This is a genomic window from Citrobacter sp. MGH103, from assembly GCF_001034475.2.
GTDB classification, from domain to species: Bacteria; Pseudomonadota; Gammaproteobacteria; order Enterobacterales; family Enterobacteriaceae; genus Citrobacter; species Citrobacter freundii.
Genome location: NZ_CP073045.1, coordinates 15,443 through 31,069, shown reverse-complemented (window position 1 = coordinate 31,069; position 15,627 = coordinate 15,443). Strand labels below are relative to the sequence as shown.

The 15,627-nt window shown below is 54.5% G+C and carries 12 protein-coding genes, 6 pseudogenes and 1 other annotated feature; of the genes and pseudogenes, 17 read left to right on the top strand and 1 reads right to left on the bottom strand.

Features of this window, described 5'->3' with window-relative positions; genetic code table 11:
* Window positions 1-17 precede the first annotated feature (17 nt).
* The 12 genes and pseudogenes from SK33_RS25585 to SK33_RS25530 form a co-directional block, all read left to right on the top strand.
* Window positions 18-188 (top strand): annotated as a pseudogene (locus tag SK33_RS25585) (DsbA family protein); the annotation flags it as partial.
* Window positions 178-684: a protein disulfide oxidoreductase gene (locus tag SK33_RS25580; RefSeq protein ID WP_000949452.1), complete on the top strand. Its 507-nt coding sequence runs from the start codon at window positions 178-180 to the stop codon at window positions 682-684. The pseudogene SK33_RS25585 and the gene SK33_RS25580, both read left to right, overlap by 11 nt.
* Before the next feature lie 236 nt (window positions 685-920).
* A complete protein-coding gene (locus SK33_RS25575; protein ID WP_001225378.1) occupies window positions 921-1,682 on the top strand; it encodes a Na(+)-translocating NADH-quinone reductase subunit C in 762 nt (253 codons plus the stop codon).
* A 346-nt stretch (window positions 1,683-2,028) separates the two neighbouring features.
* A complete protein-coding gene (locus SK33_RS25570; protein WP_000118029.1) occupies window positions 2,029-3,915 on the top strand; it encodes an FTR1 family iron permease in 1,887 nt (628 codons plus the stop codon).
* Window positions 3,916-3,955: 40 nt separating this feature from the next.
* Window positions 3,956-4,483 (top strand): iron transporter, encoded by a 528-nt coding sequence (locus SK33_RS25565; RefSeq protein ID WP_000178050.1) that lies wholly within the window; start codon window positions 3,956-3,958, stop codon window positions 4,481-4,483.
* 103 nt (window positions 4,484-4,586) lie between these two features.
* Window positions 4,587-5,966: a Fe-S-containing protein gene (locus tag SK33_RS25560; protein WP_000119836.1), complete on the top strand. Its 1,380-nt coding sequence runs from the start codon at window positions 4,587-4,589 to the stop codon at window positions 5,964-5,966.
* Window positions 5,967-5,968: 2 nt separating this feature from the next.
* Window positions 5,969-7,252, top strand: coding sequence for an ABC transporter permease (locus tag SK33_RS25555; protein ID WP_000964653.1), 1,284 nt, complete (start codon window positions 5,969-5,971; stop codon window positions 7,250-7,252).
* The gene (locus SK33_RS25550; protein WP_000729220.1) at window positions 7,242-8,372 is read left to right on the top strand and encodes an ABC transporter permease; all 1,131 of its coding nucleotides are present in this window, start codon (window positions 7,242-7,244) and stop codon (window positions 8,370-8,372) included. The genes SK33_RS25555 and SK33_RS25550 overlap by 11 nt, the downstream gene beginning before the upstream one ends.
* Window positions 8,373-8,376: 4 nt before the next feature.
* A complete protein-coding gene (locus SK33_RS25545; RefSeq protein WP_000117262.1) occupies window positions 8,377-9,072 on the top strand; it encodes an ABC transporter ATP-binding protein in 696 nt (231 codons plus the stop codon).
* A complete protein-coding gene (locus tag SK33_RS25540) occupies window positions 9,059-9,544 on the top strand; it encodes a TlpA family protein disulfide reductase (protein ID WP_001267177.1) in 486 nt (161 codons plus the stop codon). The genes SK33_RS25545 and SK33_RS25540 overlap by 14 nt, the downstream gene beginning before the upstream one ends.
* Window positions 9,545-9,568: 24 nt before the next feature.
* Window positions 9,569-10,054, top strand: a complete 486-nt coding sequence (locus tag SK33_RS25535; RefSeq protein WP_000874189.1) for a hypothetical protein — start codon at window positions 9,569-9,571, stop codon at window positions 10,052-10,054.
* Window positions 10,055-10,175: 121 nt separating this feature from the next.
* Window positions 10,176-10,715: pseudogene (locus SK33_RS25530) on the top strand (histidine-type phosphatase); the annotation flags it as partial.
* 48 nt (window positions 10,716-10,763) lie between these two features.
* On the opposite strand, the gene SK33_RS25525 reads toward SK33_RS25530, so the two are convergent.
* Window positions 10,764-11,468, bottom strand: a complete 705-nt coding sequence (locus SK33_RS25525; RefSeq protein WP_001067834.1) for an IS6-like element IS26 family transposase — start codon at window positions 11,466-11,468, stop codon at window positions 10,764-10,766.
* Between the two features lie 24 nt (window positions 11,469-11,492).
* Between SK33_RS25525 and SK33_RS25520 the strand changes: the two are divergent.
* The 5 genes and pseudogenes from SK33_RS25520 to SK33_RS25500 form a co-directional block, all read left to right on the top strand.
* A pseudogene (locus tag SK33_RS25520) lies at window positions 11,493-12,214 on the top strand (IS3 family transposase); the annotation flags it as partial.
* Window positions 11,756-11,872 (top strand) — a sequence feature (AL1L pseudoknot). It overlaps the preceding pseudogene by 117 nt.
* A gap of 672 nt (window positions 12,215-12,886) precedes the next feature.
* Complete coding sequence (ltrA, locus tag SK33_RS25515; RefSeq protein WP_001189123.1) at window positions 12,887-14,395, top strand: group II intron reverse transcriptase/maturase; 1,509 nt, start codon at window positions 12,887-12,889, stop codon at window positions 14,393-14,395.
* A gap of 83 nt (window positions 14,396-14,478) precedes the next feature.
* A pseudogene (locus tag SK33_RS25510) lies at window positions 14,479-14,959 on the top strand (IS3 family transposase); the annotation flags it as partial.
* A 21-nt stretch (window positions 14,960-14,980) separates the two neighbouring features.
* Window positions 14,981-15,214 (top strand): annotated as a pseudogene (locus SK33_RS25505) (Tn3 family transposase); the annotation flags it as partial.
* A 76-nt stretch (window positions 15,215-15,290) separates the two neighbouring features.
* Window positions 15,291-15,599: pseudogene (locus SK33_RS25500) on the top strand (IS4 family transposase); the annotation flags it as partial.
* Window positions 15,600-15,627 lie beyond the last annotated feature (28 nt).

Sequence of the window (15,627 nt, the reverse complement as noted above, 5' to 3'; positions counted from 1 at the left end):
ATATCCAAACTGACCCCGATGAGAAAAGCATGGAGACGTTGAGCACCAATCTGCAACTCGCCCGGCTGGTTGGCGTTCAGGGGACGCCGGCAACCATCATTGGCGACGAGATGATCCCCGGCGCGGTATCGTGGGAGACCCTTGAGGCGGTGGTGAAAGAAAAACTGGCGGTGGCCCATGCTCAGTAAACTGCGCCGCTGGCTGCGTGAAGGCGCGATCTTACTGGTTGTGCTGGCTGGCGTGATAATCCTGCTGGATGTCTGGCGTTCTCCGCAGATGCCGGCCATGTTTGACAGCACGCCGCTGCATACGCTGGACGGGGAAACCGTAACGCTGGCGTCGATCAGTGAAGAACGCCCGGTGCTGCTCTACTTCTGGGCGAGCTGGTGCGGTATCTGCCGTTTCACCACGCCGGATGTCGCCCGTTTGCAGTCGGAAGGGGAGAGCGTCATGACCATCGCGCTGCGTTCCGGTAATGACGGGGAGGTTTCCCGCTGGTTATCGCGTAAAAGGGTGACGTTCCCCGTCGTGAATGATAGCGGCGGTGAGATATCACGAAACTGGGAAATCAGCGTCACGCCAACGCTGGTGGTGGTGTCGAAGGGGCAGGTGGTAACTACGACCAGCGGCTGGACCAGCTACTGGGGCATGAAGTTACGTCTGTGGCGGGCAGCCATGTTTTGATAGCGTGCCGGGGAAACCCGGCATTTTTTAACCCATTGTAAGGATGTGTAAAACGAGCGGAGAGCGTGTTTTCTGTTATTTTTGCTGCTTTTTTACCGACGCCAGTTATTATTTTTTACCGCTGCCTGACGTTGCAAACCTGAATTGATAATGGCATATCTGTTTTAATTGAATGAAAGTCTGTGATACGTTCAGGCGATTTTTTCGATTTCCATTTTGACAGGGATAACAATTCAATGCGCAAGGGTAAAATTATTGTTGCATCAATGATGGTGCTTTGTGTCCTTATTTTTGTTGCGGCGGCGGCATGGTTTATGCTGTTCCAGGGAGAAATGACGGAGCCGACAGAGGAGGAAAAACAGGCGGCAATTTTACACGCTGCGGGCCTGATGAAATCAGAGACCCAGGATAAAAAATCAGTCGAAACGCTCTATCATCGTTATATTATTCAACGCCATGTTAATTTAGATTCCGGCGAACTGGTGGCTGGCAGCAGCGCGGACACCGCGCGGCAGAAGTGTGAAAAACTTGCCCCTGAACGCGACCCAGCGCAGGTTCGTCAGCGCTGTACGGTGGCGGATGTGTTCTTTGTGAAAGATAAAAATAATGAAATTCAGCAGGTTATCATTCCAGTTACCGGTAAGGGTGCGAAATCCATGATGCATGCGTTTCTTGCTCTGGGGCTGGACGGTCGTACGGTGAGAAATCTGTATTATTATCAGCAACGGGAAACGCCGTTTCTGGGGGCTAGGGTGGAAGACGCCAACTGGCGCAAACAGTGGCCAGGGAAACGATTATTAGATAACAGCGGACATCCTGCATTGAAAATAGTACAGGATAAACCTGAACATGCCGATGAATATACCGTTGACGGTATTTCCGGTGCGACGTTGACATCAACCGGCGTTGAGAAAAGTATTAACTACTGGATGGGGCCGCAGGGATATGGTCAATTCTTACAGCGTCTTGCCAGCGATCGAAATAACCTTAATCTTTGAATATTGCTGTACGCAATAACGCGTTTTATTTCTGCCTGCCGATAATGAATAATATCACTGTCGGCAGGGGGATTTATTCCTCTGTTACCGCGCCTGCCTTGCCGTTAATTCCATGAGAAAAACAGGGAGATAACGTCCCTTTTATCAACGCATAATGTGTGTGTTCATCACGATTTGATGAAATAAGTTTACATAACTTGTCGTCTGCTGACATTTTTATGATCCAGGTCATGTATAACGCGACAAAAAGATATGATAATAATTATCATTTGTATTCTTTGGCGGTGTGCACGTGCGTAACTTCCGTAACTCTTTGTTGGTTACTCTCTTTGGCTTGTTTATAAGCATGAGTGTCTGGGCGTCGACGAATTATGCGCCTTTGATTGAAGATATCGAGCAACGTCTTGATAAAACAGCGGAACTTTATCAGCAACAGCATGCCGACGAGGCGCGCCGCACGGTACAAATGGCCTATTTTGAGGTGTTCGAGAACCTGGAAGGGCCGATCCGCATCAACATTTCCGCGCGCAAAAGTTACGAGATGGAGAGCGCATTCGGCGAGATCCGTCGAATGATTGGCGAGAAAAAACCGCTCGCTGACGTCCAGGCGCGCATTGACTGGCTGAAAGCCGCACTGCGCGAAGTGGAACCGGTGCTGGATGGCGGACATCGTCTGGTGGCCGAAGAGCAGCACAACGCGCTGTCCAGGGACGACATTGCCGTTCACTGGCAGGAGAGTTTCAGGACGATCGACGATCTGCTGGCGCAGGCGGTCACTGAATATCAGGCCGGGAATTACAGCGTTGCCAGTCAGCACGTTCAACAGGCGCACTATCAGGGCTTTAAAAACTCTGAGATGGAGATGTCCCTCAGACAAAACCGTTCTGCAAAAGATGCCGCCTCCATTAACCAACAATTCTCATCCCTGATTGCGCTGACCGCGCAACCTGACCATCTCAACGATGTCTCCTATCAGGTCACTACGCTGCTACAGGATATCGAGGATATCTTACCCGGCTTGCCAACCACCCGTGACGATCAGCAGGTTGCCGCAGCGCAAAGCGCAGACAACATTCCGGCGGCGGACGAGGGAAATAACCGCACCGACTGGGCTGAGGTGACGACGGGAATTAACCAGAGCATTCAGGACGCGATAGCGCGCTATCAGGGCGGCGATGCGAAGAATGCGATTCTGGATATCCAGGATACCTACTTCGACCGCTTCGAAGCCAGCGGCATGGAAAACAAAATCGGCTCTCGCGATTCGGCATTTAAAACCACGCTGGAGGCGTATTTTACCCGCCTGGTCAGTCTGATGAAGGCCGGTCAGCCGGTTGAGCGCCTGAATGCAGAGGCCAGCGCGCTGACGCAGGATCTGCAAAAAGCCGTGACGATGCTGGGCGAAGGCGAAGAAACCCAGTGGAGTCTGCTGCTCTATAGTCTGATGATCATCGTGCGCGAGGGGCTGGAAGCGCTGCTGATTGTTGCGGCAATCGTGGCCTACATGGTGAAAAACAACCATCAGGATAAGCTGCCGCTTATTCGTCAGTCGGTAATTGTGGCGCTGATCGCCAGCGTCATCACCGCCGCTATCTTCCAGATGCTGTTTACTAACTCCGGCGCCAGCCGTGAACTGCTGGAAGGCATAACGATGCTGATTGCCGTCGTGATGCTGTTCTTTATGAGTTACTGGCTGCTGTCCAAAGTGGAAGCGCGCCACTGGAAAGCCTGGCTGGAAGGCAAACTGTCTCATTCCCTGTCGCGAGGCTCCCTGGTCGGACTATGGCTGACCAGCTTCCTGGCGGTGTACCGCGAAGGGGCGGAAACGGTGCTGTTCTATTACGCTCTGATTGGCGATGCAAACACGGTATCCGGCCATATGGCGATTGGCGCCGGTTTTGTGATTGGCTGCGTGGTGCTGCTGCTCGCCTGGCTGGTGATGCGTTACTCAGTGGTGCGCCTGCCGCTGAAACCCTTCTTTATGTTTACCGGCAGTTTCATGTATCTGATGGCCTTCGTCTTTGCGGGCAAAGGCGTTCTGGAACTGGTGGAAGGCAAACTGTTCCAGCCTACGTTGATTAACGGCTTCCCTGAAATCAGCTGGCTGGGGATTTATCCCTACGTGGAAACGTTGTTACCGCAGGTCGTATTGCTGCTCGCGGCGCTGGTGGCGCTGTGGGTGATGCGGCGCAAAAGCGCGGTTCCCGGGGAGACGATAAAAAATAACCCATAATCGTTGTATAGCCGTTGTTTTAGACGAGAGGATACGTTTGATGACCATGAAGAAAACCCTGATTGCCAGCGCAGTGATGGCCAGCATTTTCATTGCGCCAGCCGCGTTTGCTTTTAAAGAGTACCCGGCAGGCGAGCCTGTCACCATGAATGAAATGGAGCTGGCGGCCGTTTACCTGCAACCGATTGATATGGAACCGCGCGGCATGGGCTTACCGGCAGCAAAAGCCGATGTTCACCTTGAAGCGGATATCCACGCTGTAGAAGGCAATAAAAACGGCTTTGGCGCAGGGGAATGGATCCCGTACCTGACCATCAGCTACACCCTGGTCAACAACGACACGGGCGAAAAACAGGAAGGCACCTTCATGCCGATGGTTGCCAGCGATGGCCCGCACTATGGCGCGAACATCAAAATGATGGGCGTGGGCAACTATAAAGTGACCTACCACATTGAACCGCCGTCAAAAGCCGGGATGCATCGCCATACTGACAGCGAAACAGGCGTAGGCCGCTGGTGGAAACCGTTTGATGTGAGCTACGAGTTTAAATATGTCGGTCTGAACTAAAACCGACTAACCAACGCGCCAGGAGGATTCCCCCTTCTGGCGCGTTGGTCAGACCGATCATATGCCCGTCGCTTAATTCAACCCGCCGTACAGAGTCGAAGTTATGAGTTACTTTTTCGTCACGACGCTACAGGTCTTTTTCTGCATTGCGCTTCTTTCCGGTGTTCTCTGGAGTCGAAACGATCCTCCCTCTTTACGTCCGCTGACCTGGACGCTGCTGACCGGGCTGATTGCCGGCGTGCTGGCGGGACTGTTTATTCACGGCAGCCAACCGGTACAACTGCTGCTGGTTGGGGCGGAGGTCATGGTATCGCTGCTGTTTGTCCTCAGTTTCTGGTGGGCTTCAACGCGTATCCGCTATCTGTGGCAGGGGATTCTGATTTTCGGCGCTGCCCGCCATTGGGCGCTGGACCCTAATCTGGGCGGGCTGACCAGTACGCATGTGCTGAATACTGACCTGCTGTTAAACCTGACGGCCGTCGTTCTCGCTTTTGCGATCCTCTGTCTGGCGGGCGTACTCTGCGCGATGCTGCTGCGGCGTATTCGCGGCCTGTACTGGCCGTTAACGCTGATTCTGCTGGTGATGATCTGGCTGCCGCTGAGCGGCAACCTGCTGTTGTTGCTGATGAAATTACAGGTTGTTCCGCTGGGAAAATCACTGCTGAGCTTCGTGGCGAAAGTCACAAATAACACGGCGCTGTATAACTGGGCGGGAGCCGCGCTGCTGCTGGCCCTGGCGCTGTGCTGGCTTCCGGCGCTGTTGCGGGCTTTTCGACAGACGCGGGAAACCGAAGAACCGATTGCTCACCGTCTGGCGCTGGCGCAGCGTCGCAACGCTTTGCGGCTGTGGTTGGTCACAATCGGCTGCGCGGTGGTCGTTATCGCAGGCCAACTGTGGTGGGATAAAGTGGCCTCGCAGCCGCCGCAACTCTCTGAAGCCGTGCCCGTAACGCTGGGGAGCGATGGCATGGTGCGCCTGCCGGTTGAACAGCTTCGTGACGGTAAACTGCATCGTTTCGTCTGGGTGGCGGACGATGGCAAAGCGGTGCGCTTCTTCGTGATTAACCGCTATCCCGACAAGCTGCGTTTTGGCGTGGTGTTCGACGCCTGCCTGCTGTGCGGCGATCAGGGTTATGTCATGGAGGGCAATCAGGTTATCTGCGTCGCCTGCGGAGTGCATATTTTTATTCCGTCTATCGGCAAGGCCGGTGGCTGTAACCCGGTGCCGATTGAAAACTGGCACAATGATGAAAAAGAGCTGGTGATCCCCGGTAAAGAACTGGCGACAGGGGTGAACTACTTCTCGACGGTCATGACTATTAAAGTGACCGATCCGGTCGATGGTTCAACGTTGACCAATACCTCAGCCGATTACAAATACAGCTATGGCGGCAAGACCTGGTTCTTCTCGTCAGAGGCTAACTATGAACGCTTCCGTGAAACGCCGGAGCAGTTTGTTCCTGCCGACATGAGGGAGGAATAATCATGCTGTGGCGGATGTTACGACAATCCTGGGGGCGCAATTTACGCCGCAAAGTGCTGGCGATAATCACCGTTTTTCTGGCCTCCAGCCTGATCTCGGCGCTGCTGGCGGTGTCCATTGATATCGGCGACAAAATGTCCAGAGAGCTGAAGTCTTATGGTGCGAACATTTTGATTGAACCCGCCGGACAGGCTGCGCTGCCCGCGCTGTTTAGTGAGAGCAGTAATCCGCTTTCCGGTCAGGATTTTCTTGATGAAGCCGAGCTGCCGAACATCAAAGATATCTTCTGGCGAAACAACATTGTCGGGTTTGCGCCGATGCTCGGCGGCGAAGCCAGCGTGGAGGGAGAACCAGTGCGGATTCTGGGCACTTTCTTCAGTCAGCCAGTGGATATTCCTGATGAAGAGGGATATGAGACGGGGCAGAAAACGGTCAGCCCATACTGGCAGGTGACCGGCGACTGGCCGCAGGAACCCGCAGGCGCAGAGCCGCAGACCTTAGTCGGGCACGCGCTGGCGCGGCAAATGGGCTGGAAACCCGGTGATAAGCTGACATTACGTACCGAAGGCGAAGCAGTGCAGGTCACCGTCAGCGGTATCCTCTCCAGCGGCGGCGATGAAGATAACCAACTGGTGATGCCGCTAAGCACGGTACAGCACCTGCTGGGGCTCCCCGGAAAAGTGCAGGCGATTCGCGTCTCGGCGCTGACGGTGCCGGAAAACGAACTGTCCCGCCGCGCGCGGGAAAACCTGGACGCGCTCAATGCCGAAGAGTACGACCTCTGGTATTGCACGGCCTATGTGTCGTCGATCGCGCATCAGCTGGAAGAGGCGATTTCCGGTGCGGAAGTGCGCCCGGTATGGCAGGTCGCGGCGTCCGAAGGGGTGGTGATCGATAAAATTCAGTTGCTGATGGCGGTCGTTACCGTCGCGGCGCTGGTGGCTTCCGCAATGGGGATCGCCTCGCTGATGACCAGCACCATTATGGAACGCGCCAAAGAGATCGGTTTGATGAAAGCGCTGGGTGCGCGACAGTGGCAAATTATGCTGCTGTTCTACCTGGAAGCGGCGTCCAGCGGGCTGGCTGGCGGTGCGCTGGGATGTATTGCCGGGTGGGGGCTGGCGAAAGCGATTGGCGTCATGCTCTTCGACGCGCCGCTTAATTTTGCCTGGATTGTGGTGCCGTGCGTACTGGTGATTGCGGTACTGATTGCGTTGATCGGCACCTGGTTCCCGGCCCGGCGGATTGCCCGGCTGTATCCTGTGGAGGTGCTGTATGGCCGCTAAACGTACCATGCTCTGGCTGCTGGTGTGGCGGGCGCTGCGTCTGCGTTTTCAGCGGGTCAGCGTGGTGTTTGCCGCGCTGATGGTGGGGGCGACCATCGTGACGGCGCTTTCTGCCGTCTGGTTCGACATTAACACCAAAATGAGCGAAGAACTGCGCACCTTCGGCGCGAATTTTTACATCGGGCCGGGGCACGGTTCCAGTATGCCGCAGCAGGAGTTGCAGAGCATTCTCGATCAGGCGCCGCAGGGGCTGGTGCATGGCGCCAGTCCGTGGTTGTACGGCATGGCGCGTACCGAGCTGGAAAAAGTGGTGATGGTTGGCGTGTGGTTCGAGTCGCTGCAAAAAATGGTGCCGTACTGGCAGGTCACCGGTAGCTGGATTGGCGTCAGTTTTGACGACCGTAATGCGATGATCGGCGTCAAACTGGCGGAACGCCTCAACGTGCAGCCGGGCGACAGCATCACGCTGGTGGATCACAATCAGCGTAAGAATTTGCAGATTAAAGGCATTGTGGAGTCTGGCGATGCGACGGACAACATGCTGATCGTCAGCCTCGACGTGGCGCAGGCCTGGCTGCATCAGCCGGGCAAAATCAGCCACGGCTTGCTGAGCGTCAGTAACGATGTCGGCCAGGTGGAGAACTATGCCAGCCGGTTGCAGGCGCAGTATCCTGACCTGGAGATTCGTCCGGTGCGTAAGGTCTCTGCTTCCGAAGGGCAGGTGCTGGATAAAATTAAAGGTCTGATGGGACTGGTCTCGATCGTGATTCTGGCGCTCTCTTCGCTGTGCGTGAATACCACGCTGATGGCGATTGTCGGCGAGCGGGCGCGCGAGTTTGCGCTGCAAAAAGCGCTTGGTTCCAGCAACGGCGATATCGTGCGGCAAATTCTGCTGGAAACCAGCATCATCGCGCTGGCGGCGGTGGCGTGCGGCTGGGTGCTGGGATATTTGCTGGCGCAACTGTTGGGATTAACGGTGTTTAATGCCGCCATATCACTGCGTCTGCCGGTGTTGCCCATTACTCTGGTGTTGTCTTTACTGGTCGCCATTCTGGCGGCGATTGTTCCGGTGCGACGCGCGGTAAGCGTCGAGCCTGCTAAAGTGCTGAAAGGAGAGTAGCGCCATGTCCGTTACGCATATCCCTCAGGTGGCGATCGAAACCCGCCACTTATACAAACGGTTCGGTGACGTTACCGCCCTGGATGACATTAATCTGCGCATTGCGCAGGGTGAATTTGTCGCCATTATGGGCGCTTCTGGTTCTGGTAAAACCACGCTGATGAATATTCTGACGTGCCTTGATACGGCGACGGAAGGGCAGGTGTTTCTTGATGGCACCGATGCCGCCGCGCTGGATGAAGAGGGGCGCCGTCGCTTTCGCGCCGAGAAAATCGGCCTGGTATTTCAGCAGTTCCATTTGATCCCGTTCTTAACTGCGCTGGAAAACATCATGCTCGCCCAGCATTACCACAGCGTGGTGGATGAAGCGGCGGCGAGGAAGGTGCTGGAACAGGTAGGGCTTGGGCATCGTGTGACGCACCTGCCGAGCCAGCTTTCCGGTGGTGAGCAGCAGCGTGTGTGTATCGCCCGGGCGCTGGTCAACGAACCGCCGGTTATTTTCGCGGATGAACCGACGGGCAACCTGGATGAAGAGAATGAGCAGCGGGTGCTGGATCTGCTCACCGATCTGCATCGTCAGGGGCGCACGATTGTGATGGTGACGCACAACCCTGCGCTTGGGCAGTTTGCCGACCGTATTCTGCGGCTGCAACACGGTAAATATCTGGGTGAGGAGGCCAATCAACATGCGCTGGCATAATGTGCTGTTACTCGCGGCGGCGATCCTGATAAGCGGGTGTAAAGAAGAAAAGCTGGCGGTCGGGGCACCGGCCCCGGCGCTGGCGGTGTTTGATCTGCAAGGCCAGGAGTCAGGCCTTGAACGCTGGCAAGGAAAGGCGGTGTACCTGAATTTTTGGTCTGCGGGATGCGGGGGGTGCCTGGCGGAAATGGACACGCTGGAAGCGCTGAGCAAAAAATGGGGCGATAAAGTGGTGGTTGTGGCGGTCAATACCGACCCTGAAACGGTCAGGATCAACGATCTGCTGGCAAAACATCAGATAACCTATCCGGTGGTGCGCGATCAGCTCAACATTACCCAGGAACGTTATCAGGTGATCGGCACGCCGACCTCCGTACTGATTGACTCCGAAGGACGCGTTCTGGAGCTACACCAGGGTATGCGTAAGCCGCCTGAGTTAGAGGCCACGTTTGCGCGCCTGGCGGCGCGATGAACGACGCGTACGGAGAGATACCCAATGGCATTTATCTGGAACGACGAAAGCCTTGCGATTCTGCGGGAAAACGCGGGCATCCTCACGACAGAGCAGATAGCGCAACTGCTTCACACTAATATTACCGCCGTGCGGAATATGGCCTATCGGCTGAAACTGAGCCTTCGGGTGACGGCGTATAATCACCGACGCATAGCGCAGGTTCAGGCGCTTTATGCCTCTGAGACGTTGAGTCTCAAAGAGATCGCGGCGAAAACGGGGCTGACGGCCAGTACCGTGCAATATATCGTGTACGTGAAATCAAAAAATAAGCCCTACGCCACCACGGAATATGTCTCTTTTGAAACGGAGAACGCCGTTCATTACCGCGTGCAAAAAGAATTTGTCGATACGGAACGTTCCCTGCTGGACAACATCTCTGATAACACGCGATTTCGTGAACTGTATCTGACGGACGGCACTTTTTATTGCGCCCGCAATATTAAGTATGAGGTTTTTATCTCGGAGTAACCGGAACACGCTGACCTGCCGGTTATCTTCTGGAATCTCCCGTTTTGCGAAACCGTTCCCGGAAAAATGTCATATTTCTGTCACACTCTATGAGGATTGATAACAACAAGAGGTTGTAGGGATGAAAAAATTGATACTCGCCGCCGCTGTGGCAGGGGCTGTTTTATTGTCGTCCGCCGCGCAAGCGCAGACAACGCCGGAAGGTTATCAACTGCAACAAGTGTTGATGATGAGCCGACACAACTTGCGCGCGCCGTTGGCCAATAATGGCAGCGTGCTGGAGCAGTCCACGCCGAATCAGTGGTCGGAGTGGGATGTGCCCGGCGGGCAGCTCACCACGAAAGGCGGTGTGCTGGAAATTTATATGGGCCACTACATGCGAGAATGGCTGGCGGAGCTGGGGATGGTCACGTCAGGCGAATGCCCGACGCCGGACACGGTATATACCTATGCCAACAGTCTGCAACGCACCGTTGCGACGGCACAATTCTTTATCACCGGCGCTTTCCCTGGGTGCGACATTCCGGTACATCATCAGGAAAAAATGGGCACGATGGACCCAACGTTTAATCCGGTGATCACCGATGACTCTGCGGCGTTTAGCCAGAAAGCGGTGCAGGCGATGGAAAAAGAGCGCAGCCAGATGCAGCTTGACGAGGCACTGTTGCAAAGTTAGCGATGAGGCAGCCTTTTGTCTTATTCAAAGGCCTTACATTTCAAAAACTCTGCTTACCAGGCGCATTTCGCCCAGGGGATCACCATAATAAAATGCTGAGGCCTGGCCTTTGCGTAGTGCACGCATCACCTCAATACCTTTGATGGTGGCGTAAGCCGTCTTCATGGATTTAAATCCCAGCGTGGCGCCGATTATCCGTTTCAGTTTGCCATGATCGCATTCAATCACGTTGTTCCGGTACTTAATCTGTCGGTGTTCAACGTCAGACGGGCACCGGCCTTCGCGTTTGAGCAGAGCAAGCGCGCGACCATAGGCGGGCGCTTTATCCGTGTTGATGAATCGCGGGATCTGCCACTTCTTCACGTTGTTGAGGATTTTACCCAGAAACCGGTATGCAGCTTTGCTGTTACGACGGGAGGAGATATAAAAATCGACAGTGCGGCCCCGGCTGTCGACGGCCCGGTACAGATACGCCCAGCGGCCATTGACCTTCACGTAGGTTTCATCCATGTGCCACGGGCAAAGATCGGAAGGGTTACGCCAGTACCAGCGCAGCCGTTTTTCCATTTCAGGCGCATAACGCTGAACCCAGCGGTAAATCGTGGAGTGATCGACATTCACTCCGCGTTCAGCCAGCATCTCCTGCAGCTCACGGTAACTGATGCCGTATTTGCAGTACCAGCGTACGGCCCACAGAATGATGTCACGCTGAAAATGCCGGCCTTTGAATGGGTTCATGTGCAGCTCCATCAGCAAAAAGGGATGATAAGTTTATCACCACCGACTATTTGCAACAGTGCCCTGGAAAGTCAGGGCGAATATGACTCACAATGGGCGGCAATTTGTTCCATTGCTCCAAAGACTGGCTGTACGCCGGAGACTCTGCGTGTCTGGGTTCGCCAGTATGAGCGGGATACCGGGGGCGGAGATGGAGGGCTCACCAGTGCTGAACGTCAGCGTCTGAAAGAGCTGGAACGTGAAAATCGTGAACTGCGCCGCAGCAACAATATCCTTCGCCAGGCTTCCGCTTATTTTGCGAAGGCGGAGTTCGACCGCCTCTGGAAAAAGTGATGGCACTGCTGGATAAGCTGCGTGAGCAGTACGGGGTCAGACCGGTATGCAGTGAACTGCATATTGCCCCGTCAACGTATTACCACTGTCAGCAACAGCGACATCATCCTGATAAACGCAGTGCACATGCACAGCGCGATGACTGGCTGAAGAGAGAGATACAGCGCGTATACGATGAAAATCATCAGGTGTACGGTGTGCGTAAAGTCTGGCGTCAGTTGTTACGGGAAGGAATCAGGGTGGCCAGATGTACAGTGGCGCGCCTCATGGCGGTTATGGGACTTGCCGGTGTTCTCCGGGGTAAAAAGGTCCGCACTACCGTCAGCCGGAAAACCGTTGCCGCAGGTGACCGCGTAAACCGTCAGTTCGTGGCAGAACGTCCTGACCAGCTGTGGGTGGCTGATTTTACTTACGGTGTGCCCGGAGTTCAGGGCGGGCATGGATGCTTAAATGAACCGCGAGTCTGTCTGGAATATTGAGCCGGTAACTCACGATGAGAAACCCAACAATCCCACCGGGTGTGACGGTGGAGAACCTGAGCGGCAGTGACCTGCGGCATGCCCGCAGGGTGATGTAACCCGCTGACAACGGGGATTGAGGCGAGATCACTAAGCCGAGATGATCCTCAAGGTTAAGTACTGAAAGGCTGAAGAACATGAACCCGTTAATCCGCCTCTGTGGGTTGAAAACGTCACCACGGCCTACGTGATCTGACAGGCCGTGCAGGAGGAACTGGCAGTGATACGTAAGCACTGCCGGTCGAAGGTGTTTTGACATGTATGCGAAACACCGGGGCAGCAGCGTCTATCACGCTTGCGTTGCTGACTTCTGCCAACTTGCGGCAAGCAAGGATAAAGAGTGCGACGGGCAGCCTCCTCAGTATGCCTGAGTCCAGGCAGGTAAACCGGGGAAGGTCAGCGACGGATGTTAAGGGGGCATGGCTCCGATGACGCGCTGGCTGGCGGAGCTTCCGTAGTAGTCCGCGATGGGGAAAGCCCATTACATGGCGAAGGGAAGCAGTTTGAATGTGTTTGCGACGTGAATTAACTGACCTAACGAGGTGAAGACCTTTGATAATCAGCGAAATGCAACGCAAGCTTGCCACATGGGCAGTCACCGATCCGTCCCTACGGATTCAACGGCTGCTGCGTCTGATAACACAACCAGAATGGCTGGCTGAAGCGGCGCGGATCACGCTTTCATCAAAGGGGGCCCATACCCCCGGCGTTGATGGCGTGAACAAAACAATGCTACAGGCCAGACTGGCTGTTGAGCTGCAAATCCTCAGGGATGAATTACTCTCAGGCCACTACCAGCCCTTGCCCGCCAGACGGGTTTACATCCCTAAAAGCAACGGCAAACTGCGACCACTGGGTATCCCCGCGTTGCGGGATCGTATTGTTCAGCGGGCCATGCTGATGGCGATGGAGCCGATATGGGAGAGTGATTTTCATACGCTCTCATATGGCTTCCGGCCTGAGCGCAGTGTCCACCACGCGATCCGCACGGTGAAATTACAGCTCACAGACTGTGGTGAAACCCGGGGACGCTGGGTGATTGAAGGCGACCTGTCCAGTTACTTCGACACCGTACATCATCGACTGCTGATGAAGGCTGTACGCCGCAGGATCAGTGACGCACGTTTCATGACTCTGCTGTGGAAAACCATCAAGGCGGGACATATCGATGTCGGTCTCTTTCGGGCGGCCAGTGAAGGTGTGCCACAGGGCGGTGTTATATCGCCGCTATTATCGAACATCATGCTGAATGAGTTCGATCAATACCTGCATGAGCGCTACCTGAGCGGGAAAGCCAGAAAAGATCGGTGGTACTGGAATAACAGTATCCAACGGGGCCGAAGTACGGCGGTCAGAGAAAACTGGCAGTGGAAACCCGCGGTGGCGTACTGCCGCTATGCCGATGATTTTGTCCTCATCGTCAAAGGCACCAAAGCACAGGCGGAAGCCATCAGGGAGGAGTGTCGGGGTGTGCTCGAAGGCAGTCTGAAACTCAGGCTGAACATGGATAAGACTAAAATCACCCATGTTAATGACGGCTTTATCTTTCTGGGGCACAGGATCATTCGCAAACGCAGTCGTTATGGCGAGATGCGAGTGGTCTCAACGATCCCGCAGGAGAAAGCCAGAAACTTCGCCGCATCGCTGACAGCACTGTTATCAGGCAACTACAGTGAAAGCAAAGTCGATATGGCTGAACAACTCAACCGAAAACTGAAAGGCTGGGCCATGTTCTATCAGTTCGTTGATTTTAAGGCCAAAGTCTTCAGTTATATCGACCGTGTCGTGTTCTGGAAGCTGGCTCACTGGCTGGCCCGCAAATACCGTACAGGTATCGCTTCCCTGATGAGGTGGTGGTGTAAATCACCGAAACCGGGTCAGAGCAAAACGTGGGTTTTATTTGGTAAAACCAATCACGGCAAGCTCAGCGGCGAAATACTGTACCGGTTGGTGGGGCAAGGCAAGAAGCTGTTCCGCTGGCGGCTACCCGAAGGTAATCCCTATCTGAGGACGGAGACCAGAAACACGTATACATCGCGCTTTACAGAAGTGGCAATGGCGTTCGCCAGCATTTAAATGGAGAGCCGGATGCGCTGAAAGGTGCACGTCCGGTTCGGGGAGGAGAGGCAGGGAAATAGTCCGACTACGCCCTGCCTCTTACTCTACTCAGCACATGGCAGGGCTTCGTCTATAGTGGCGTTCATCATTGATGTATTTGCCGGATATATCGTGGGATGGTGGGTATCATCGTCCATGGAAACGACATTCGTGCTGGATGCACTGGAGCAGGCGTTGTGGGCCCGTCGTCCGTCCGGCACCATCCATCACAGCGATAAAGGCTCTCAGTATGTGTCACTGGCCTATACGGAGCGACTAAAAGAAGCAAAACTGCTGGCATCAACAGGGAGTACAGGCGACTCGTATGACAACGCGATGGCGGAGAGCATTAATGGTCTTTACAAAGCGGAGGTAATACACCGTAAGAGCTGGAAAAAACGTGCAGAAGTGGAACTGGCCACACTCACGTGGGTGGACTGGTATAACAATCGACGATTGCTGGGAAGGCTGAGGCATACTCCTCCGGCAGAAGCAGAAAAAGCGTATTATGCTTCCATCGGAAATGATGAGCTGGCAACCTGAGTTCACAGATAAAACACTCTCCAGGAAAACCGGGGCGGTTCACTGGCGCTCAATATTATTGTTCTGTGGAACACTATTTACATGGATGCAGCAATTCAGCATCTCAGGCGTGAGGAGTACCCGGTCCTGGATTCAGACGTTGAGAAACTGTCACCATTACAGTGCGGGCATATTAATATGCAAGGGCGCTATTCATTTATAGTGCCGGAATCAGTCAGTAAGGGTGAGCTGAGGGCGTTCAATGAAGATGTATGATTTATTGATTAATAGATAATTGGCTATTTTAATTAACCTCTTAACGGCGTTACTGTTCCATTGCTCCCCAAACCCCTTTATAGCGGTACGGGTGCTGGGCCTGCGGCAGGGAGGTATCAGTGAAGAAACACAAAATGACAGCTGTGAGAAAATACTGGCGCCGACAGAGTGGAAATTGCTGTGGGTTAAGCTGGAAGGAAAACCGCTTCCGTCACAGACGCCGACACTGAAATGGGCCTGTCTGAAACTGGCGAAACTGGGGCGATGGTATGACAGCAAACGCACAGGCCGCCCCGGTTGGGTAGTTATGTGGGATGGCTGGTTCAGACTTCAGGATATGGTTGAGGGTTACCTGGTGATGAAGTCTCTTGATCAGGAGATCTGATCAAGAGACAGCCCTCAGGGAGAGGGCC